Source organism: Micromonospora sp. PLK6-60 (assembly GCF_019890675.1).
Classification (GTDB): Bacteria; Actinomycetota; Actinomycetes; order Mycobacteriales; family Micromonosporaceae; genus Micromonospora.
Genome location: NZ_JAIOAA010000025.1, coordinates 38,189 through 57,473, shown reverse-complemented (window position 1 = coordinate 57,473; position 19,285 = coordinate 38,189). Strand labels below are relative to the sequence as shown.

At 75.3% G+C, this 19,285-nt stretch carries 18 protein-coding genes and 1 pseudogene; 6 read left to right on the top strand and 13 right to left on the bottom strand.

Annotated features, from left to right (window positions below):
- Positions 1 to 531 (top strand): annotated as a pseudogene (locus K7640_RS28150) (hypothetical protein); the annotation flags it as partial.
- Between the two features lie 9 nt (positions 532 to 540).
- Here K7640_RS28150 and K7640_RS28145 read toward each other — a convergent pair.
- Positions 541 to 2,022 (bottom strand): peptide MFS transporter, encoded by a 1,482-nt coding sequence (locus tag K7640_RS28145; protein WP_222957953.1) that lies wholly within the window; start codon positions 2,020 to 2,022, stop codon positions 541 to 543.
- 221 nt (positions 2,023 to 2,243) lie between these two features.
- Here K7640_RS28145 and K7640_RS28140 point away from each other — a divergent pair, with 221 nt between their 5' ends.
- Positions 2,244 to 2,585 carry an RNA polymerase-binding protein RbpA gene (locus K7640_RS28140; protein WP_007070998.1) on the top strand — a complete coding sequence of 114 codons (342 nt, stop codon included), beginning with the start codon at positions 2,244 to 2,246 and terminating at the stop codon, positions 2,583 to 2,585.
- A 66-nt stretch (positions 2,586 to 2,651) separates the two neighbouring features.
- On the opposite strand, the gene K7640_RS28135 is transcribed toward K7640_RS28140, so the two are convergent.
- From K7640_RS28135 to K7640_RS28115, 5 genes are all read right to left on the bottom strand, one after another.
- A complete protein-coding gene (locus K7640_RS28135; protein WP_222957952.1) occupies positions 2,652 to 3,179 on the bottom strand; it encodes an FxsA family protein in 528 nt (175 codons plus the stop codon).
- A gap of 50 nt (positions 3,180 to 3,229) precedes the next feature.
- Positions 3,230 to 4,033 carry a polyprenol monophosphomannose synthase gene (locus K7640_RS28130; protein WP_308042804.1) on the bottom strand — a complete coding sequence of 268 codons (804 nt, stop codon included), beginning with the start codon at positions 4,031 to 4,033 and terminating at the stop codon, positions 3,230 to 3,232.
- A 57-nt stretch (positions 4,034 to 4,090) separates the two neighbouring features.
- A complete protein-coding gene (lnt, locus tag K7640_RS28125; protein WP_222957961.1) occupies positions 4,091 to 5,692 on the bottom strand; it encodes an apolipoprotein N-acyltransferase in 1,602 nt (533 codons plus the stop codon).
- Between the two features lie 72 nt (positions 5,693 to 5,764).
- Entirely contained in the window at positions 5,765 to 6,448 is a 684-nt protein-coding gene (locus tag K7640_RS28120; protein WP_222957951.1) for an ABC transporter ATP-binding protein, read from the bottom strand.
- Positions 6,445 to 7,464, bottom strand: a complete 1,020-nt coding sequence (locus K7640_RS28115) for an ABC transporter permease (protein ID WP_222957963.1) — start codon at positions 7,462 to 7,464, stop codon at positions 6,445 to 6,447. Before K7640_RS28115 ends, K7640_RS28120 begins: the two co-directional genes overlap by 4 nt.
- Before the next feature lie 216 nt (positions 7,465 to 7,680).
- On the opposite strand from K7640_RS28115, the gene K7640_RS28110 reads away from it, so the two are divergent.
- Together K7640_RS28110 and K7640_RS28105 are read left to right on the top strand one after the other, a co-directional pair.
- Positions 7,681 to 8,862 (top strand): histidine kinase, encoded by a 1,182-nt coding sequence (locus tag K7640_RS28110; protein WP_222957950.1) that lies wholly within the window; start codon positions 7,681 to 7,683, stop codon positions 8,860 to 8,862.
- Complete coding sequence (locus K7640_RS28105) at positions 8,859 to 9,494, top strand: response regulator transcription factor (protein WP_308042802.1); 636 nt, start codon at positions 8,859 to 8,861, stop codon at positions 9,492 to 9,494. The genes K7640_RS28110 and K7640_RS28105 overlap by 4 nt, the downstream gene beginning before the upstream one ends.
- Positions 9,495 to 9,500: 6 nt before the next feature.
- Here K7640_RS28105 and K7640_RS28100 read toward each other — a convergent pair whose 3' ends face one another.
- A complete protein-coding gene (locus K7640_RS28100; protein WP_222957949.1) occupies positions 9,501 to 11,072 on the bottom strand; it encodes a methyltransferase domain-containing protein in 1,572 nt (523 codons plus the stop codon).
- A 76-nt stretch (positions 11,073 to 11,148) separates the two neighbouring features.
- On the opposite strand from K7640_RS28100, the gene K7640_RS28095 reads away from it, so the two are divergent.
- Positions 11,149 to 11,730, top strand: a complete 582-nt coding sequence (locus K7640_RS28095) for a helix-turn-helix domain-containing protein (protein WP_222957948.1) — start codon at positions 11,149 to 11,151, stop codon at positions 11,728 to 11,730.
- A gap of 3 nt (positions 11,731 to 11,733) precedes the next feature.
- Here K7640_RS28095 and K7640_RS28090 read toward each other — a convergent pair whose 3' ends face one another.
- Positions 11,734 to 12,378 (bottom strand): winged helix-turn-helix transcriptional regulator, encoded by a 645-nt coding sequence (locus tag K7640_RS28090; RefSeq protein WP_222957947.1) that lies wholly within the window; start codon positions 12,376 to 12,378, stop codon positions 11,734 to 11,736.
- A 78-nt stretch (positions 12,379 to 12,456) separates the two neighbouring features.
- Between K7640_RS28090 and K7640_RS28085 the strand changes: the two genes are divergently transcribed.
- A complete protein-coding gene (locus K7640_RS28085; RefSeq protein WP_222957946.1) occupies positions 12,457 to 13,143 on the top strand; it encodes an alpha/beta fold hydrolase in 687 nt (228 codons plus the stop codon).
- Between the two features lie 414 nt (positions 13,144 to 13,557).
- On the opposite strand, the gene K7640_RS28080 is transcribed toward K7640_RS28085, so the two are convergent.
- From K7640_RS28080 to K7640_RS28060, 5 genes are all read right to left on the bottom strand, one after another.
- Positions 13,558 to 14,895 (bottom strand): glutamate mutase L, encoded by a 1,338-nt coding sequence (locus K7640_RS28080; protein ID WP_222957945.1) that lies wholly within the window; start codon positions 14,893 to 14,895, stop codon positions 13,558 to 13,560.
- A gap of 114 nt (positions 14,896 to 15,009) precedes the next feature.
- Positions 15,010 to 15,402 (bottom strand): hotdog domain-containing protein, encoded by a 393-nt coding sequence (locus K7640_RS28075; RefSeq protein ID WP_222957944.1) that lies wholly within the window; start codon positions 15,400 to 15,402, stop codon positions 15,010 to 15,012.
- Positions 15,399 to 16,160: an OAM dimerization domain-containing protein gene (locus K7640_RS28070; protein ID WP_222957943.1), complete on the bottom strand. Its 762-nt coding sequence runs from the start codon at positions 16,158 to 16,160 to the stop codon at positions 15,399 to 15,401. Before K7640_RS28070 ends, K7640_RS28075 begins: the two co-directional genes overlap by 4 nt.
- Entirely contained in the window at positions 16,157 to 17,716 is a 1,560-nt protein-coding gene (locus tag K7640_RS28065) for a lysine 5,6-aminomutase subunit alpha (RefSeq protein WP_222957942.1), read from the bottom strand. Before K7640_RS28065 ends, K7640_RS28070 begins: the two co-directional genes overlap by 4 nt.
- The gene (locus tag K7640_RS28060) at positions 17,713 to 19,284 is read right to left on the bottom strand and encodes an amidohydrolase (RefSeq protein WP_222957941.1); all 1,572 of its coding nucleotides are present in this window, start codon (positions 19,282 to 19,284) and stop codon (positions 17,713 to 17,715) included. Before K7640_RS28060 ends, K7640_RS28065 begins: the two co-directional genes overlap by 4 nt.
- Between the last annotated feature and the right edge of the window lies 1 nt (position 19,285).

The following is a 19,285-nucleotide window of genomic DNA, read 5'->3' as shown; positions in this document are numbered from 1 at the left end:
GCCCGCCACGAGCTGCGCACGCTGCGCGACGAGCGGGACGCCGACCGGCAGCGGGCCGCCGACCTGACCGGGGAACGCGACGCGGCCCGGGCCGACGCCCGGCGGGCCACCGCCGCGGCGGCGGAGGCCGTGGCCCGGGCCCAGCGGGCGGTCGAGGAGGCCGACCGGGCGCGTACCGAGGCCGAGGCCGCCACCCGGCGGGCCGAGCAGGCCGACGCGGCGGCCGAGGCGGCGCGGCGCGACGGGGACCTGGCCCGCGACGCCGCGCGGGCAGCCCGGGAGGAGGCCGCCGCGGCGGCGGCCCGGGCCCGCGAGGAGGCCGCCGCCCGTCAGGCGCTCGCCGCCGACCTGGCCGAGGAGCGCCGCGCCGGCGCCGCCGTGGCGGCCCGGCTGGCCGAGTCGGAGGTACGGCTGCGCGCCGCCGAGGCGGACCGGGACGCCGCCGCGCGGCGCGCCACCCAGCTGGCCGACCAGGTCAGCGACCTGGCCGCGGCGTTGGCCCGGCTGTCCACGCCGGCCCGGACCGACTGACGCCGCCGGTCAGTGGATGCCGGCCATCAGCCGGCGGATGTGCCGGGCGGCCATCACCGCGGCCAGGCCCAGCACCACCGACGCCAGCCCGAAGGTGAGGAAGTACGTCGGCGCGGCCCAGGTCTCGGCGAGCCGGGCCACCTGCCCGCCGATCGCGTCGCCGACGGCGGTGGCCAGGAACCACAGGCCCATCATCTGGCTGGCGTACTTGACCGGGGCCAGCTTGCTGGTGGCGGAGAGCCCGACCGGGCTCAGCGACAGCTCACCGGCGACCTGCACGGCGTAGACGGCGACCAGCCACCACGGGGAGACCAGGTCCCCGCCGACGGCGAGCTTGGCGGCGGCGGCCATCAGCACGAACGACAGGCCGTTGAGGATCAGGCCGACGGCGAACTTCACCGGGGTGGAGACCCGGTGGCCCAGCTTCAGCCACAGCGCGGCGGCCAGCGGCGCCCCGATGATGATGAGGATGGGGTTGACGGCCTGGAGCCAGGAGGCCGGGAAGGTGAAGCCGAAGACGTCCCGGTCGGTCCGGTCCGCGGCGAAGATGTTCAACACCGAGCCGGCCTGGTCGTAGATCATCCAGAACGCGGCGGCGAACACGAACAGCCACAGGTACGCCTTCATCCGGCTGCGCTCGGTGTCGCTGATCTCCCGGTCGACGAGGATCCGCGCGAAGTAGCCGACGGTGATCACCACGATGGCGGCGGTGAGCAGGTTGACCACGGTGTTGACGGTGAACAGGCCGGCCAGCGCGAGGGCCGCCAGGACGAGCAGGAGCACCACCACGCCGATGGCGATCCGGTGGAGCGCGCGGCGGCGGTCCGCGCCGAGCAGCGGGTCGGCGGGGCGATCGCCGGCGTCGCCGAGGTTGCGCCGGCCGAGCACGTACTGGATCACGCCGAAGGTCATGCCGATCGCGGCGGCGCCGAAGCCCAGGTGCCAGTTGATCTTCTCGCCGAGGAAGCCGCAGATCAGCGGGGCGATGAACGCGCCCAGGTTGATGCCCATGTAGAAGATCGAGAAGCCGGCGTCGCGGCGCGGGGAGTCGCGGTCGTACAGGCCGCCGACCATGGTGGAGATGTTGGGCTTGAGCAGGCCGGTGCCGAGCACGATCAGCGTCATGCCGGCGAAGACGCTCCAGCCGGTGGGGATCGCCATCACGTAGTGGCCGCAGGCGATGACCACGCCACCCCACAGCACGCTGCGCCGGGCCCCGAGCAGGCGGTCGGCGACCCAGCCGCCGGGCAGCGCCATCAGGTACACCATGGCGTTGTACGTGCCGTACACCGCGTTGGCGGTGGACTCGCGCAGGCCCAGGCCGGCGTCGGCGGCCGACGCGGTGAGATACAGCACCAGGATGGCCCGCATGCCGTAGAAGCTGAACCGCTCCCACATCTCGGTGAGGAAGAGCGTGGACAGGGCCCGCGGATGACCGAAGAACGTGCGTCCCCCCGGCGGTCGGCGCTCCACCGGCGTGTCACTGGCCATCGTCACCTCCGTGCGCGTGCGGCGGGCTAGCATCCCCGATAGCAGGCAAAACACTCCACCGTTTCAGCCCGGCCGGGGACGACCCCGCCGGGCGGCCGTCGTGGGCGGCTACCCTTGCAGGGGCCCGTCGGCGCGGACACCCGCCGCGGCGGGAATGGCCGGGCGGAGACGCGCCGTTGTAACACCGAGAAGACAGCACCACGGACGAGGGGAAGTCGATCATGGGCGAGCGTATGCTGCGCGGTAGCCGGCTGGGCGCGGTCAGCTACGAATCCGACCGCAACACGGAGCTCGCGCCGCGTCAGACCCGCGAGTACCTGTGCGCCAAGGGCCACCAGTTCGAGGTGCCGTTCGCCGTCGACGCCGAGGTCCCGACGACCTGGGAATGCAAGTTCGACGGCAGCGTCGCCCGGCTGGTCGACGGCACCGAGCCGGAGCAGAAGAAGGCCAAGCCGCCGCGTACCCACTGGGACATGCTGCTGGAGCGCCGCTCCATCGCCGAGCTGGAGGACATCCTCGCCGAGCGGCTGCAGGAGGTCCGCACCCGGCGCGGTCGCGCCTGACACACCGCGGCACACCGACGACGAACGCCCCCGGGAGCCACTCCCGGGGGCGTTCGGCGTGTGCGGTCAGGGCCGGTGTTCGACGATCTCGCCCTCGATGGCCCGGCCGGGTTCCGGCGCCGGCTGCCCGGTCTGCGCGGTCTGCGCGGTGTCGGCCGGTTGCGGGGCGCCCTGGCGCACCCGCACCACCCGCGGCCCGAACAGGTCACCGGCGGTCATCGACGACACCCGCCGCTCCGCCGCCCGCCGCACCCCGCCGCGCGCCAGCCGCCGCACCGGCGGCACCAGCAACACCAGCCCCACCACGCCGCTGAACAGGCCCGGCACGGCCAGCAGCAGCGCGCCGAGCAGCCCGACGAGACCGTCGGTGACCCGCTCGCCGGGGGGCTGACCGGCCTGCGCCGCGGCCCGGAAGCCCCGCCAGGCCCGCATCCCCTCCCGGCGCAGCAGCACCAGGCCCAGCAGCGACGCGGCGAACACCAGCAGCATGGCCGAACCGAACCCGATCGCCCGGCCCACCCCGACGAACACCGCCAGTTCCAGGATCACCACCAGCAGCAGAGCCACCGGCACGTACCTCAACCCTCGACGCATGTCACCTCATCTGCCGTACGGCCGTGACTTCCAGCATGACACGTCCCCGCTCACGGCCACCGCGCCCGCGGATCGCCGGCCCGCCGCCCGCGTACCGCGGCGCGCCGGTCCTGCACCGCCCAGCCGGTGATCCGCCACAACGCCTCCGCCACGATCACCGGGCTCATCTTGCTGTCGCCGTGTTCCCGCTCGGCGAACGTGATCGGCACCTCCACGATCCGCACCCCCGCCCGGTGGGCCAGCCGGGACAGCTCCACCTGGAACGAGTAGCCCTGCGAGCACACCGACGCCAGGTCCAGCGCCGCCAACGCCGCCGTCCGGTACACCCGGTAGCCGCCGGTGGCGTCGCTGACCGGCACGCCCAGCGCCAGCCGCGCGTACAGGTTGCCGCAGCGCGACAGCAGCAGCCGCCGCAGCGGCCAGTTGACCACCCGGGCGCCGCGGGTCCACCGGGAGCCGATCACCACGTCGGCGTCGCGGGCGGCGGCCAGCAGCGCCGGCAGGTCCTCCGGGGCGTGCGAGCCGTCGGCGTCCATCTCCACCACCGCGTCGTAGCCGCGCTCCCGCGCCCAGGCGAAACCGGCCAGGTAGGCCGCGCCGAGCCCCTGCTTGCCCGCCCGGTGCAGCACCCGCACCCGGTCGTCGGTGTCGGCGAGGGCGTCGGCGATGCGCCCGGTGCCGTCGGGGCTGTTGTCGTCGACGACGAGCACCTCCACCGCCGGGGCGGCCTGCCGGACCCGGGCGACGACGTCGGTGACGTTGGCCGCCTCGTTGTAGGTCGGGATGACCACCAGCACCCGGCCCAGCCCCGGATGGCCGGGGCCCGGCGCCCGCGTGTCGATCGCCCCGCTCACCGCTCCTCCGCATCCGCCGGCCACCGCGCCGGCCTGGCTCGCGCCCCCGCCGGCCGGTCAGGCCCGCGACCGGCGGCGCAGCATCCCCGCGCCCAGCAGGGCCACGACCGCGAGGCCCGTCAACGCCACCTCCGGCCACACCCCCACCACCGTGGCCGGGGTACGGCCGTCGCCCAGGCGCAGCTGCCGCACCACCACCGCCGCGGTGTTGAACCCGGTGGCCCCGGATACCCGGCCGTCGGGGTCGACGAACCCGGACACCCCGACCGTCGAGGCCATCAACGCGGCGCGACCGTGCTCGACGGCCCGCAACCGGACCATCGCCAGCTGCTGGCGGGCCTCGGCCACGTCGAAGGTGGCGTTGTTGGTCTGCACCACCAGCAGCTGCGCGCCGCCGGTGACGGTGTCCCGCACGATGCCGTCGTAGGCGACCTCGAAGCAGATCACGTCGCCGAGCACCGCCGGCCCGGCCTGCAGCACCCCGGGGGTGGTCCCGGGCACGAAGTCCATCCGCACCCGGTCGACCTGCGAGCTGACCATGCGGGCCAGGTCGCGCAGCGGCACGTACTCGGCGAACGGCACCGGGTGCCGCTTGGTGTAGAGCTGCGCCAGGTCGGGGCCGGTGCCGGGGCGCCACAGCAGGCCGGCGTTGCGGACCTGCCCGGCGCCGGGCCCGAGCAGCACCGCCCCGACCAGCACCGGCGCGCCGATCGCGTCGGCGGCCGCGGAGATCCGGGCGCCGGCCTCCGGGTTGCGCAGCGGGTCGATGTCGCTGGAGTTCTCCGGCCACACCACCAGGTCGGGACGGCGCTCGGCGCCGGCGGCGACCCGGTCGGCCAGCGCCAGGGTCGCGTCGACGTGGTTGTTCAGCACGGCCTGCCGCTGGGCGTTGAAGTCCAGCCCGAGCCGGGGCACGTTGCCCTGCACGATGGCCACCGTCACCCGGTCGCCGGCGCCGCGCACCCCGGTGGGCACGGCCAGGCCGGCGCCGAGCACGGCCAGGACCGCCACCACCCCCGCCGCCATCGGCCGCCGGGCCGCCAGCGCCGCCGGCCGGGACCAGGGCCGCCAGGCCAGGAAGAGCAGCAGCCCGCCGAGCAGCGCCACCGCGAAGGTGACCAGCGGGGCGCCGCCCAGCGCGGCCAGCGGCAGCAGCGGCGACCCGTCCTGGCTGAACGCCAGCCGCCCCCAGGGGAACCCGCCGAACGGGGTGCGGTCGCGCAGCGCCTCCTGCCCGACCCACAGCACCCCGGTCAGCACCGGCCAGCCGGCCCGCCACCGGTCGGCCAGCGGCGACACCCAGCCGGTGGCGGCGCCCAGCAACGCCAGATAGCCCGCCTGCAACAGGGACAACAGCAGCCACGGCAGGTAGCCGGTGTGCAGGTTGGTCCACTCCAGCATCGGCGCGAACAGCGCCACCCCGGTCAGGAAGCCCAGCCCGGCCCCGGCCCGCATCCGCCGGCGGTGCGCGGCGGCGCCGAGCATCGCCACCCCGACCGGGGCCAGCGGCCACACCCCGTACGGGGGGAACGCGGCCAGCAGCACCAGCCCGGCGGCCACCGCCAGCGGCACGGCCACCCGCAGCGGCAACGGCCGCGGCCCGCCCGCGCCGGGCGGCCCGGACGGGGCGCGGGTCTCTTCCCGGTCGAGCGTCGTCACCGGCACCTCACCACGATCACGGGCCGAAGGCTACCCGGCGGGACCGGCCGGGTGCCGGTGACCGGTCCGGGTTCAGCTGGCGACCGGGGACTCGCTCAGCTGACCGTCGCGTACCTCCACCACCCGGTCGACCGCGCGCAGGTGGGTCCGGTCGTGGGTGACCAGCACGGTGGCGGTGCCGCGCTGGCGGGTGAGCCGGGTGATCAGGTCGACCACTGCGGCGCCGCGTTCGTGGTCGAGCGCGCTGGTGGGCTCGTCGACGAGCAGCACGGTGGGCTCGTTCATCAGGGCCCGGGCGACCGCGACGCGTTGGCGTTGACCGCCGGAGAGCTGGTGCGGGCGGCGGCTGGCCTGCTCGGCGAGGCCGACGGCGTCGAGCAGGTCCATCGCCCGGGGGCGGGCCCGGGCCGGCGACCGCCCGTCGAGGTGGGCCATGACCTGAAGTTGCTCGACGGTGGTGAGGGCGGGCAGCAGGTTCGGCTGCTGGAACACGATGCCGATCGTGCGACGTCGCAGGTCGGTGCGGGCGGCGGGGGTCAGCCCGCCGGTGGGGGTGCCGTCGACCGTCACGGTGCCGGAGTCGGGGGTGACCAGGGTGGCGGCGACGGCCAGCAGGCTGGACTTGCCGGACCCGGAGGGGCCGACCACGGCGGTGAGGTTGCCGGTGGGCACGTCGAGGCTGACGTGGTCGAGGGCGGTCAGCCGGCCCGCCCCGTCCGGGTAGCTGAGGGTGACGTCGGTCAGGCGCAGGCTCATCGGGCGCTCCCCAGGGCGGTCAGCGGGTCGACGGAGGTGATGCGGCGCACGGACAGAGCGGCCCCGAGCGCGCCGAGGGCGATCGTCACGGCGGCGGGAAGCAGCACCGTGGCGGCGGTGAGCTGGAACGGCACGGCGGAGGCCACCAGCGCGCCCAGCCCGGCGGCGACGGCGGCACCCGTCGCGGTGCCGGCGACGAGCAGGGCGACGGCCTGCCCGAGCGCGTCGCGCAGCAGGTAGCCGGTGCTGGCGCCGAGCGCCTTGAGCACGGCGATGTCGGCGCCGCGCTGGATGGTCCACACGCTGAAGAAGGCCCCGACGACAAGCGCGGCGATGGCGAACAGGGAACCGCGCATCAGTTGCAGGGAGCCGTTCTCCGAGCGGTAGGAGCCGATGGCCGACAGCGAGTCACCGGTGCTGACCGTACGGGTGCCGGCGGCGGCGTCCACCGCCCCCACGTCGACGGCGGAGGTGGTGGTCAGGGCGATGACGGTGGCGGTCGGGCCGCCGGTAGCGGGCGTCAGCGCCCGCCAGGTGTCCAGCGTGCTCCAGACCACCGGCAGGTGGCTGTAGGAGGCGTCGCCGGTGACCGTGGCCACCCTCAGCGCCCGTCCGGCCAGGGTGACGCCGTCCCCGGCCCGTACGCCCAGCTCGTCGGCGGCGGGCCGGGACAGCACCAGCGTGCCGTCGTCGACGGCCGCCGGCGCCAGGGTGGATCCGGGCGGTACGCCGAAGGCGCTCACCGTGACGGCACGGCCGCCGGCGGTGGCTCGGGTGGTGGTGAGGCCCAACGGCTCGGCGCGGCGCACGCCGGGGGCCTGCGCCCACTGCCGCCACTGCCGCTCGGTGACCGTGGAGTCGGCGTACGACAGGTCGTGGCCGGCTGCGGGCGCGGCGAAGGCGATCCGGTCGGCGGACAGCCCGGTGATCGCGGAGACGTTCTCCCGGGCCAGCCCGGCGGTGAGCCCGGACAACAACCCGACCAGGGCACTGATGAGCGCGACGACGCTCGCCATCAGGGCGAATCGCCCTCGGGCGAAGGTCAGGTCAGCGCGTGCGAGGAACACGACGGGCGGCCCTTTCGACGGTGGAGGCGGATGTCTCCACGGTCCCCGCCACCGCCGCGAGCGGCATCTGGCCGTGGAGGGAACTTCCCCGGCCGAACGACGGTGGCGGCGTTGCATCCTTCGACAGAGGGCACCGGCCGCGACGACGCCTAGGCTGGAAGGACTGTGAACACCTTCGCCGCCACTTTCCGCGCCCTGGCCTGGTGCCTGCATCTGCTGGTCGCCGGCTTGCTCGGGCTGGTCGCCGCCCGGGCGGTGGTCGACGCCGCGCCGCACGCCACCGCGGTGGTGGCCGTGGCGGCGATGCTGGGGCTGACGTACGCGGCGGGTGGCCTGCTACGCCGCGGCGGGGCCGTGCGGGGATGGTTGGCGGCGGTGGCGGCGCTCTGGCTGCTGCTGCTGGTCCTCTCCGCCGACGCGGTGTGGCTGGCCTTCCCGCTGTACTTCCTGGGCCTGCATCTGCTGGCCCGCCGGGCGGCCCTGCTGGCGGTGGCGGCCACCGCGGCGACCGCGGTGGCCGCGTTCGCCGCGCACCGCGGCTCGTTCTCCCCGGCGGTGGTGGTGGGCCCGGCGCTGGGCGCGCTGGTCGCGGTGGCGGTGGCGCGGGGCTACCAGGTCCTGTACCGAGAGAGCGAGCGGCGACGCCGGTTGATCGAGGAGCTGACCGCGACCCGCGCGGACCTGGCCGCGGAGCAGCACCGCGCCGGTGTGCTGGCCGAGCGGGAACGGCTGGCGCGGGAGATCCACGACACGCTCGCCCAAGGGCTGTCCAGCATCCAGTTGCTGCTGCGAGCGGCCGGGCGTGACCTGCCCGACGGCCGGGCCGCCGGCTACGTAGAGCAGGCGCGCCAGGCCGCGGCGGACAACCTGGCCGAGGCCCGCCGGTTCGTCACCGCGCTCACCCCGCCGCCGCTGGAGGGGACGACGCTGGCGGGCGCCCTGGACCGGCTCTGCGTCACCACCGCCGCCCAGCACCGGCTCGACGCCCGGTTCCGGGTCACCGGGGACCCGGTGGCGCTGTCGACCCCGTACGAGGTGGCGCTGCTGCGGGTAGCCCAGTCCGCGCTGGCCAACACGGTTCAGCACGGGCACGCCGGCACCGTCCAGGTGACCCTCGACTACGGCGACGCCGCGGTCGCCGTAGTGGTCGCCGACGACGGCGCCGGCTTCGACCTCCGGCGGTCGCCATCCGGTCCGAGGAACGGGTTCGGACTGGCCGGGATGCGGGCCCGGGTGGGGGACCTGGGCGGCACCCTCAGCGTCGTGTCCGCCCCTGGGCAGGGCACCACGCTGACCGCCCGGCTGCCGGTGGCTGGCCCGGCCGTTGACGCGGGGGCGGGGTCGTGACGCCTGCGCCGATCCGGCTGCTGCTGGCCGACGACCACCCGGTGGTGCGGGCCGGGCTGCGCGCGGTGTTGGAGTCTGAGCCGGACCTGCTGGTGGTGGCCGAGGCCGCCACCGGCGAGCAGGCCGTGGCCCGCGCCGCCATGGGCGACATCGACGTGGTGCTGATGGACTTGCGCTTCGGCCCCGGGATGACCGGCGCGCAGGCCACCGCGGCGATCACCGCCGGCGCGGGGGCCGCCCGGGTGTTGATCGTCACCACCTACGACTCCGACGCCGACACGTTGCCCGCCATTGAGGCCGGCGCGAGCGGCTATCTGCTCAAGGACGCCCTGCCCGAGGATCTGGGCGCCGCCGTGCGCGCGGCGGCGGCCGGGCGTACGGTCCTGGCGCCCATGGTCGCGGACCGGCTGATGCACCGGCTGCGCTCCCCCGCCACCGCGCTGACCCACCGCGAGATCGAGGTCCTCGCCCTGGTCGCCGAGGGACTGTCGAACCGGGCCGTCGGCGGCCGGCTGCGGCTCACCGAGGGCACCGTGAAGTCCCACCTGGCGCGGATCTTCACCAAGCTGGGCGTGGACTCGCGGACCGGCGCGGTGGCGGCGGCGACCCGGCTCGGCCTGATCCGCCGCTGACGGCGTTCAGCGGCGCCGAGCCACCAGCACGGCGTCGCGTACGGTGGCGGTCCGCCCGTCGTGATCGGTGATCTCACGGGGCCGGTCCTGCGCGGTCACCGCCCACCCGAGCGGGTCGAGGACGCCGGCGACCTGCGCGGCGGTGAACATCAGCTCCGGCAGGTGCGGGCGGCGCACGGTGGTGCGCAGGTCGGCCGGGTGGTGTCCGACGATGAGCAGGATGCCGCCGGGGGCGACGGCGTCGGCCAACCGCGCCCACAACCGGCGCTGCTGCTCGGCGGGCAGGTGCACGTACTGGGCGGTGACCAGGTCGTAGCCGGCGCCGGGCAGCGGGTCGTGTCGCAGGTCGGCCTGCGCGAAGGTGACCCGGTCGGCGACCCCGGCGTCGGCGGCCTGCGCGGCGGCCCGTTGCAGGGCGACCGAGGAGAGGTCCACGGCGGTGACCTGCCAGCCCCGCCCGGCCAGCCAGATCGCGTCGGCCCCCTCGCCGCAGCCGACGTCGAGGGCCCGGCCGGGGGTGAGGTCGGCGGCCTCGGCGACCAGCTGCGGGTTGGGCCGGCCGCTCCACACGTGCGACCGGGACCGGTAGCGCTGCTCCCAGGCGTCCCGCTCGTGCATGGTGGCGCGCAGCTCGCGGTGCGCCCGCACGGCGGCGCGGGTGTCGTCGGCGATCAGGTCGGCGTTGACGGCGGCCCCGGCGGTGAGCCCGGCCGCCGCCGCGACGGCCACCTGGGCGCGTACGTCGGTGACGTTGCCGGCCACCCACACCCCGGGCACGGCGGTGGCGCCGTCGGGGTCGGCGGGGATCCGGGTGCCGACGACGTGCCCGCCCAGCTCCACGTCGACCGGGTGCAGGCCGAGGGAGGACAGCACCCCGGCGCGGGCGACCAGCCGGGTGGTGACGGCGAGGGCGTCGAGCGCGACGACGTCCCCGTCGGCGAGCCGCACCCCGGCCAGCGCGCCGTCGTGGGTTTCCAGGGCGGTGACCGGGCCGTCGACGACGGCGATGCCGCGGGCGGCGAGCTGCTCGGCCTGCTCGGCGTCGGGGGCCGGCGCGCCGTGGCGCAGCAGGATCACGTGTGGGCTCCACTGCCGCCACAGCTGCGCCTGGTGCACCCCGAGCGGGCCGGTGGCCAGCACCCCGATGCGCTGGTCGCGGACCTCCCAGCCGTGGCAGTACGGGCAGTGCAGCACCTCGCGCCCCCAGCGCTCCGCCAGGCCGGGCACGTCGGGCAGCTCGTCGACCAGGCCGGTGGTGACCAGCAGCCGGCGGGCGGACACGGCCCGCCCGTCGTGCAGCCGTACCCGGAATCCGTCGCCGTCGGCGGTGGCGGCGGTGGCGGTGGCGTCGACCAGCTCGGCGCCGTAGCGGGCGGCCTCGGCCCGGCCGGCGGCGAGCAGCCGCGCCGGGGCTGTCCCGTCGTGCCCGAGGTGGTGGTGCACCCCGGCGGCGGGGGCGTTGCGGGGCTGCCCCGCGTCCACCACGAGCACGCTGCGCCGGGCCCGGGTCAGGGCCACCGCGCCGGCCAGCCCGGCCGGGCCGCCACCGATCACCACCACGTCGTACCGTTCGTCCACGTCGTCGCCTCCGTCGCTCGTCGTCGCCGCCCACGGTGCACCCGCCCCGGCCCGACCGGCAAGTACTGTTGCCGGTATGGCAAACGAGGAGTCGGCGGTGCTGGCCGCGGTCGGGCCCCGGCTGCGGGCGTTGCGCCGCCGCCGCGGCACCACCCTGGCCCAGTTGTCGGCGGAGACGGGCATCTCGGTGAGCACCCTGTCCCGGCTGGAGTCCGGGGGCCGCCGCCCCACCCTGGAGCTGCTGCTGCCGCTGGCCCGCGCGCACCAGGTGCCGCTGGACGACCTGGTCGGCGCCCCGCCGGTGGACGACCCGCGGGTGCGGGCCCGGCCGATCGTGCGGCACGGGGTGACGTACCTGCCACTGACCCGCCGCCCCGGCGGGGTGCGCGCCTTCAAACAGGTGTTCCCGCCGCACACCCCGGCCGAGGTGACCCCCCAGACCCACGAGGGCCACGAGTGGCTGTACGTGCTGTCCGGGCGGATCCGGCTGCTGCTGGGCGAGCACGACCTGCTGCTGACCGAGGGTGAGGTCGCCGAGTTCGACACCCGGGTGCCGCACGCCGTCGCCAATCCGGACCCCCGGCCGGCGGAGGTGCTGAGCCTGTTCGGGCCGCAGGGCGAGCGGCTGCACGTGCGGGCCCGCCCGGCCGGGGGTTGAGGGTCAGGCCGGTGCGGGGCCGGGGAAGCAGCCCAGGAACCGGGCGGCGACGTCGCGGTCGCCGTGCAGTTCCAGGTCACCGGCGGCCACGGCGTCGTCGACCGGCCGGCCGCCGAAGAGCACCGCGAGCAGCGTCGGCACGTCGGCGCGTACGCCGGCGGCGGGCCGCGCGGCGGTGCCGCGGGTGATGTGCACGCCGTCCGGGCCGACCTCGACGTCGAACCGGTCGGCGGCCACCCGCAGGTCGACGTGGGCGTGCAGGCCACCGGCGCGGCCCGGGTCGTAGGTGGTGCGCAGCGCGAGCATCAGCGCGTCCACGCTGAGCTGGCCGGTCGGCGGCAACGGTTGGCGGCTGCCCCAGGTCCCCAGCGCCAGCAGGGTGTCCTCCAGGTCCCGTCCGCGCGGGGTGAGTTCGTACACCCGGGCGCCGGCCGGCGGGCCGAGCAGCCGGCGGGTCACCACCCCGGCCTGCTCCAACTCCCGCAGCCGCTGGGAGAGCACGTTCTGGCTGAGGGTGGGCAGGGCGCGGCTGAGGTCGGAGAAGCGTTTCGGGCCGAGCAGCAACTCCCGCACGACCAGCAGCGCCCACCGTTCGCCGACGGCCGACAGCGCCCGGGCCACGCCGCAGAAGTCGCCGTAGGAACGCACCGGCCCACTCTAGCGAGGCTGCTTGCCCACCCGAAGTGGTTGCTCCTAATCTAGGAGCAACCGAGTCGAGGGGACACCATGACCGTGACCTACGTGCTGGTGCCGGGCGCCGGCGGCACCGGCGAGGAGTGGCACCTGCTCGCCGGCGAACTGCGCCGGCGGGGCCGGCAGGCCGTGCCCGTGGTGCTGCCCGGCGCCGACGAACACGCCGGCCTGCCCGCGTACGTCGACCTCGTCCGCGCCGCCGTCGACGAGCACCCCGACGTGACACTGGTGGCCCAGTCCCTCGGCGCGTTCACCGCCGCGCTGGTCGCCGACCACCCGGCGGTGCGGCTGCTGGTGCTGGTCAACCCGATGATCCCCGCCCCCGGCGAGACCGCCGGCGACTGGTGGGAGACCACCGGCCACGCCGAGGCCCGCGCCGTCCACGCCGCCGCCCAGGGCCGCGACCCGCACGCCGGCGTGGACCTGGCGGTCGACTTCTTCCACGACGTGCCCGGCGAGGTGGCTGGACGGCTGCTCGCCACCGAGGCACCCGAGTCGGCGGCGGTGTTCACCAGCGCGAATCCGCTGCGCCGCTGGCCGGACGTGCCGACCCGGGTGGTGTCCGGCCGCGACGACCGGTTCTTCCCGCTGGCGTTCCAGCAGCGGCTGGCCCGGCAACGCCTGGGCGTGGAACCGGACGTGCTGCCCGGCGGGCACCTGCTGCCGCTGAGCCAGCCGACGCTGCTCGCCGACCAGTTGGAGGCGTACCGCGCCGGGTGACCGGCCCGGACAAACGAAATCGGGGCGCGGCTTCCGCCGCGCCCCGATGCTCCCAGGCCCTCCCCGGCCGGTGGGGCGAGGATGCGGCACGGGCGACCTTCGGACCGACCGGACGGTGACTGGCTGCCCCCGCCGGGCCGTTGTCTACTGGCCGTGCACCTCACCCTGCCCGTACACCGGTTACCGCGGCCGGTTCGCGCCGCCCCGCCGACCCCCGCCCGCTGGACCTGGCCGCCGCGGCCCACGCACATGTCGCACCGTGCGTCGGGTCACTCGGCCAGCGGGCGAGAGGACGAAGCGAACAACAGCCGCTTCCCGTAGTAGGACTCAAAGACGGTACGTGCCGACCCCCCGGCCCTGTCAACCCACCCGGGCCTGTCGCGGCCGGCCCCGGCGTGTCGCGCCCGGGCCGGCTCACCCCGCGCCGAGGTGGTGGCGCAGCAACGCCGCCGCCGCGCCCGGCTGCTCCTGCGCCAGCAGCCCCGCGGCGGCCAGCACGTACTCGGTGTCGACCACCGGCCGGGCGTGCCGGGGCACCGCCCACCCACCGGCGTGGTCGGCCAGCACCGCCGCCAGCACGTGCCCGGCGTCGGCCGGGTCGGCGTGGCGCAGCACCCCACCGGAGCCGACCACCAGCCGCACGTCCCGCAGATCCCGGCCGGCCCGCTCACCGGTGGCCCCACCGCGCGCGTGCCGGCGCACCGCCACCGTCGCGGCGAGGGCGGCGATGCGCCGCTCGGCGGCCCGGTCGTCGGCGCCGGCGGGCAGGAACCCCGGGTCGGCGGCGCGGACCGCCGCCGCCGCCGTCAACCCGTCGCGCTCACCGTCGGCCAGCAGCCGTTCCTCCGCCGCGGCCCGCACCACCCCCGGCGCGCTCCACCGCATCCCCAGGTCCCCCTCGACGGTGCGGGCCCGCCACAGCGTGCCGGCGACCTCCCGACCGGGACCGCTGTCGCGTTCGTCGGGGGTGAGCACCGAGTACACGTCGGTGGTGGCGCCACCGACGTCGACCACCACCAGGTCACCGCCGAGGGTGTCGGCGAGGACCTCCACCCCGGTCAGCACCGCGTCGGGGGTGGCCGCGCGCACCAGCCGCGCGAACCGGCCGCCCCGCGACAGCCGCTTGCCGCCGATGACGTGCCGCAGGAACACCTCCCGGATCGCCGCCCGCGCCGCCGCCGGGGCGAGCACCCCGATGCGGGGCAGCACGTTGGCGCAGGCCGTCACCGGCACCCCCGCCCCGGCGAGCAGGGCAGACAGGTCGTCGCGGGCGTCAGCGTTGCCCGCGAGGACCACCGGCACCCGCCAGCGGGCCTTCGCCAGCCGGGTCGCGTTGTGGGTGAGGGTGTCGGCGTCACCGCCGTCGGTGCCGCCGACCAGCAGCACCACGTCCGGCCGGGCGGCCCGCAACGCGGCCAGCTCCGCCGCACCCAACCGGCCGGCGGCCACGTGCACCACGTCGGCCCCGGCGGACAGGCCGACCCGCCGGCCGGCCTGCGCGGTGACCAGCGGCTCGTAGCCGATCACCGCCAGCCGCAGCCCACCACCGGCCGACGAGCACACATACCAGGGGGCGTGGTCGGCGGGCAGGCCGGCGGTGGCCGCCCCGACCGCCGCGTCCAGGCCGTGCAGCACATCGGTGCCCACGGTGGTCGGCGCGGCCGCCGCGGCGACCAGCCGGCCGCCGTCGGTGTCCACCACCGCCACCTTCGTGTACGTCGACCCGACATCGGCGCAGACGGCGAGGCTCACGCAGATCCGTCCTTCGTGCGCGGGGCCTGCGGACCCGGCCCGCTCCTCGCGCTCACGGGGAGCCGTCCTCTGTTCGCGACCGCGGGGCACGCGGACCCGGCCCGCTCCTCGCGCTCACGAAGCCGCGGGGACGACCACGGTGCCGGTCGCGGTGACCGCCACCACCGGCTCGGCCAGCACCTCCGCCGCCGACTCACCCCTGTCGGGCCGGCCCCGACACACCACCGTCGCGGCGAAGTCGATGGTGCGGCTGCGGGTGCCCACCCGGGTCACCGTCGCCGTCACCTCCAGCACATCACCGGCCTTCATCGGCGCCCGGAACTGCACATCCGAATACGAGGCGAACAACCCCTCGTCGCCGTCGGTGCGGATGCACACCTCCGTCGCCACATCCCCGAACAACCCCAGCGCGTACGCCCCGTCCACCAGGTTCCCCGCGTAGTGGGCGTGGGAGTACGGCACATACCGGCGGTGGACGACCGTCAAACCCACCCGTGCGTCGCTCATGCGGCCGCCTTCCTGCTCGTGACCAACGCGTGGACCAGGTAGCTGGCCACCTCACCCGGGGTGGTGCCCCGACCGAAGATCCGGTCCACCCCCAACTCACCGGTCATCGTCTCGTCGAACCGGGGACCCCCGACGATCAGCAGCGGCCGCTTCCCGGCCGGCATCGCCTCCCGGAACGCCGCCGACATCTCCCGGGTGTTGTGCAGGTGCGCGTCGCGCTGCGTCACCACCTGCGACACCAGCACCGCGTCGGCCTTCTCCACCCGGGCCGCCTCCACCAGCTCCGGCACGCTGACCTGCGCACCCAGGTTGGTGACCTTCAACTCCCGGTAGTACTCCAGGCCCTTCTCCCCGGCGATGCCCTTGACGTTGAGGATCGCGTCGATGCCCACGGTGTGCGCGTCGGTGCCGATGCACGCCCCCACCACCGACAGCTTGCGCCGCAACCGCTGCTTCACCACCGCGTTGACCTCCTTGGCCGACAGCAGCGGAAAGTCGCGTTCCACCACCTGCACCGCCGCCAGGTCCACCAGATGGTTCACCCGCCCGTACACCACGAAGAAGGTGAACCCGTCGCCCATCGGCTTGGCGTGCACCAGCATCGCCGGGTCGATGCCCATCTTGTTGGCCAGCTGGATCGCCGCGCCCTCGGCCCGCTTGTCGTGCGGCACCGGCAGGGTGAACGACACCTGCACCATGCCGTCACCGGTGGTGTCCCCGTACGGCCGCACGATCGTCTTCTCCGCCGCCGCGGTCATGCCGCCGCCTCCAGGATCTCGGTGGCCGGGTTGTAGTAGTCGTCCTCGTGCGCCGCGACCCCGTCGAGGCCCTTGCCCCGGTCCGCGGGCCGCTTCATGATCCCGAAGGTGCCCTCCGCGATCGCGGTCAGCAGCGACTGCTCCCCGATGCGTTCGAGGAGGTCGACCGCCTCACCGAGGACCCGGTTGGCGCGCTGCTGGATGAACCCGCCCGGCGCCGGCACGAAGTCCTCGTGCAACCCACCGGCCGCGCCCAGCACGTAGCGGACGTTCTGCAGGGCGATGTCCCGGTCCGACAGCCACGGCGTCACCACCGCCTCCGTCATCATCCCCACCAGCAGGATCCCCTGCCCGGTCATCGTGCCCACCAGGTTGAAGAACCCGTCGAGCAGGTTGCCCCGGAACACGTCCCCGGTCATGTGCTTCGTCGGCGGCATCCACTTCAACGGCGCGTCCGGGAACAACTCCCGCGCCAACAGCGCGTGCGCCAACTCCAACCGGAACGACTCCGGCACATCTGGGTTGATCTCGAACGCGTGCCCCAACCCCAACAGCTCGTCGGTCAACCCCGCCTCGTGCGCGAAGTACTCGTTGAGCAGCTGCGACACCGTCACCGTGTGCGCCTCGTCCACCGCGTCGGCGGTGGTCAGGTAGTTGTCCTCACCGGTGTTGATGATGATCCCCGCCCGCGCGTGCACCTGCCGCGAGAACCGCTGGTCCACGAACGTACGGATCGGGTTGATGTCGCGGAACAGAATCCCGTACATCGAGTCGTTGAGCATCATGTCCAGACGCTCCAGACCCGCCAGGGTCGCCATCTCCGGCATGCACAGCCCCGACGCGTAGTTCGTCAACCGCACGTACCGGCCCAACTCCTTCGACGAGGAGTCCAACGCCGCCCGCATCAGCCGGAAGTTCTCCTGCGTCGCGTACGTCCCGGCGAAACCCTCCCGGGTCGCCCCCTCCGGCACGTAGTCCAGCAGCGACTGCCCCGTCGACCGGATCACCGCGATCACGTCCGCGCCGGCCCGCGCCGCCGCCTGCGCCTGCGGGATGTCCTCGTAGATGTCCCCGGTCGCCACGATCAGATAGATCCACGGCCGCTGCTTCGGATCCCCGTACCGCTTCACCAGCCGGTCCCGCTCGGCCCGGCGCCGGTCGACCTGCCGGACCCCCGCCGCCACCGCCCTACGGGCCGCCTTCCGCGCGGCCGTGGCGGCCTTCCCGGCCGGCTGCTGGAACCGCACCGACCCCGCCGCGGCCTTCTGCGCCAGCAACGTCACATCCGCGATGCCCTCCCGGGCCAGCGCGTCGAACACCGGCGCGGCCACCCCGTGCCCCAACCCGACGTCCGCCACCACCGCGTCCACCAGCCGGTTCACCCACGGAATACCGTCCGGGTCCGCACCGGACACCCCGGCCAACCGCAGCACCGCCCGCTCCACCGACACCGTGGTGTGGCTGCGCGCCAACTCCACCACCGGCCGGCCGGCCCGCCGCGCCAACTCCCGCGCCCGTGCCACCAGCACCGGATCCAGGTCAAGCTTCCCGCTCACGAAACGCCTTCCTCATAAATGACCTCACCGCGCAGCACCGTCGCCCGGCACACCGGCAACGGCGTCGGATCGTCCGCGCCCCGCAACTCCGGATCCTCGGCCAACAGCACCGGCAAACCCCGCTCCACCCCGGCCGGCGTCGACCACACCGCGAACGTCGCCGGCGCACCCAACGCGATGACCCCCTCCGCGTCCAGGTGCACCGCCCGCCACCCGCCCCGGGTGTGCGCGGCGAACGCCGACCGCACCCCCATCCGCTGCGCCGGATTGTGATGCGCCGCCGCCGCCCGCACCGAACCCCACGGGTCCAGCGGCGTCACCGGCGAATCCGACCCGAACGCCAACGCCACCCCCACCGAGTGCATCGCACCCATCGGGTTCGACTCCCACGACCGGGACAACCCCAGCCGCGACTCGTACATCCGGCCCGCGCCACCCCACAACCGGTCGAACGCCGGCTGCATCGACGCCACGATCCCGTACTCCACGAACCCGGCGATCAACCGCTTGTTCATGATCTCCGCGTGCTCGATGCGGTGTCGGGCCGCCCGCAGCCGATCCACACCCAGCTTCTCCGCCGCCCCCGCGAACCCCGCCAGCACCGTCGAGATCGCCGCGTCCCCGATCGCGTGGAAACCACCCTGCATGCCGTGCGCCGCACAGTCCAACAGATGGTCACGCACCTGCTCGGCGCTCAGGTACCCGTGCCCGCACCCACCCGGCTCACCGTCCAGGTACGCCGCCGACACGTGCGCCGTCCGCGACCCCAACGCCCCGTCGGCGAACAGGTCACCACCGGCACCCACCGCGCCCAACTCCCGCGCCCGCGCCGCACCGAGCAACTCACCCCAGTACCCGTACACCTCGGGCACCCCGTCCCCGGAGATCCCCAACAGGCCGGTGAAATCCTCCTCGTCCGAGATGTCCGGCCCACCGCACTCGTGCACCGCCGCGATCCCCAACGACGCCGCGTGCGCCAGCGCCACCCGCTGCGCCGCCACCCGCTGCGCCCGCGTCACCGACCCCTGCGCCGCCGCCCGCACCACATGGTGCGCGTCGCGCCGCAACCACCCCGACGCGTCGAAACCGGGCGCGGCCGCCGCCTCCGGACACGCCGCCAGCAACGCCCGCGACACCAACGCCGAGTGGATCGACGCCTGCGACAGGTACACCCGCCGGCCAGCCGCCGCCCGGTCCAGCGCGTCCGCGTCCGGCAACGCCCGATCCGACCAGCCCGACTCGTCCCAGCCGTGCCCCAGCACCACCGCGTCGGCCGGCAGCCGCCCGGCGAACGCCGACACCGCCGCCAGCAACTCCCCCGCCGACCGCACCCCCGACAGGTCCAGCCCCGACAACACCAGACCGGTGTCCGTGGCGTGCACGTGCGCGTCCACGAACGCCGGCGTCACCAGCGCCCCGTCCAGCTCCACCACCCGGTCGGCGGCCGGCGCGTCCGCGCCGGCACCCAACCAGGCGATCCGGCCGTCGCGCACCAGCAACGCCGTCGCGCTCGGATCCGCCGGACAGTGCAGCACTCCGCCGCGGTACAAGGTCGAGGGGTTCGTCATG